The organism is Pseudomonas putida (assembly GCF_028682635.1).
GTDB classification, from domain to species: domain Bacteria; phylum Pseudomonadota; class Gammaproteobacteria; order Pseudomonadales; family Pseudomonadaceae; genus Aquipseudomonas; species Aquipseudomonas putida_AE.
Map to the genome: position 1 here is coordinate 1 of NZ_JANHLK010000067.1, position 1,828 is coordinate 1,828.

Below are 1,828 nucleotides of genomic sequence, written 5' to 3' on the forward strand. Positions count from 1 at the left end.
GCCATTGGCGTTGAGTACCAGGGTGCCGTAGGTGCCGGTGAAGGTGCCGGGGGTGATCGGGCCGCTGTTGGGGCCGGTCACGACGCGATCGGCGCCTTGCACGTCATTGCCCAGGACGTTGCCTTCGAGGGTGAGCAGGGTTTCCGAGGCAGTATTGAGGTTGTGGTCATCGATCGCCTGGGGCACGTCGTCGACGATGTTGATCTCGATGGTGCTGGTGACGATGTTGCCCAGGCCGTCAGTGGCCTGGTAGGTGAAGCTTTCGTGCAGGGTATTGGCGCCGTCGTCCGCGTGCGGCGTGGTGCTGGCCGGTGAGGTCAGGGTGTAGGTGTAGCTGCCGTCCGGGTGCAGCAGCAACTGGCCGTAGGTGCCGATGGCATTGCTGACCAGGCTGTAGGTGATGCTGCCGCTGCCGCCATGCACCGCGCCGACCAGGGTACCGCTGCCGGTTTCGCCGCTATTGCCAGGCTGGCTGCCGATCACGCTGCCGGGGGCAAGGTCCTGGCCATCCTGGTTCAGGTCGAGGGCTTTTTCGAAGACGGTCACGTCCTGGTCACTGGCCGCGACCAGGCAGCTGTTGTGCACGTCGATGGTGACGGTGGTGGTGCTTTCGTCACCGTCGGCATCGCGCAGGGTGTAGGTGAACACATCGCTCGCACCCGGGCCGCTCACCGCGTTCGGGTAGCTGTGGTACAGCGCGTTGCCTGCCGCATCCAGGGTCAGGTAACCGTAGGTGCCGTTGATCTGGGTGTTCAGGCCGCCGTGCACCGGGGTCGAGGTGTCGGAGCCTGCGCGCACACCGACCACGCCACCGCCAGCGAACTGGCCATCGGCACCCACGTTGTCGTTCCAGATCACGTTGCCGCCGATATAGCCGCCCTCGCCCACCGAGGCGATGTCCGGGATAGCGGTTGGCACGTCATCGACGATGTTGATCACGATAGTGCTGGTGACCACATTACCAAGGCCATCGACGGCCTGGTAGGTGAAGCTTTCGTGCAGGGTGTTGGCGCCGTCGTTGGCTTGCGGTGCGGTGCTGGCTGGCGAAGTCAGGGTGTAGGTGTAGCTGCCGTCCGGGTTCAGCAGCAGCTGGCCGTAGGTGCCGATGGCATTGCTGAGCAGGCTGTAGGTGATGGCGCCGCTGCCGCCGTGAACTGCACCGACCAGTGTGCCGCTGGCGGTTTCACCGGTGTTGTATGGCTGGCTGCCGGTCACGCTGCCGGGCGCCAGGTCCTGACCGTCCTGGTACGGGTCCAGGGCTTTTTCATACACGGTCACGTCGTGATCGCTGGCCGCGACCAGGCAGCTGTTGTGCACGTCGATGGTCACCGTGGTGGTGCTTTCGTCACCGTCGGCATCGCGCAAGGTGTAGGTGAACACATCGCTCGCGCCCGGCGCGCTCACCGAGTTCGGGTAGCTGTGGTACACGGCGTTGCCCGACGCATCCAGGGTCAGGTAACCATAGGTGCCGTTGATCTGGCTGTTCAGGCCGCCATGCACCGGGGTCGAGGTGTCGGAGCCGGCACGCACGCCGACCACGCCACCGCCGGAGCCATCGGAACCGCCGATATCGTTTACCAGCACGTTGCCGGTGACGGTGCCGCCCTCGGCCACCGAAGTCGCATCGGGCTTGGCGGTCGGCAGGTCGTCGACCACCTTGACGTTGATTTCGCCGCGCGCCTCGCTGCCGTCGGCATCGATGGCGATGACTTCAAAGTTCTCGGTGATGCTGTTGGCGCCGTCGGCGTTGGGATGGGTTTCGGTGTAGTTGAGGGTGTAGCTGTAGCTCACGACCCCTGTGGCCGGGTCGAAGCCGGTGATGGTCAGT

Annotated in this window: 1 protein-coding gene; it reads right to left on the reverse strand. The window is 65.0% G+C overall.

The annotated features are described in order from the left end of the window. Window positions 1–1,828: Ig-like domain-containing protein (locus NPS56_RS30870; protein WP_274078157.1), on the reverse strand; the 1,828-nt coding region annotated here is incomplete at both ends.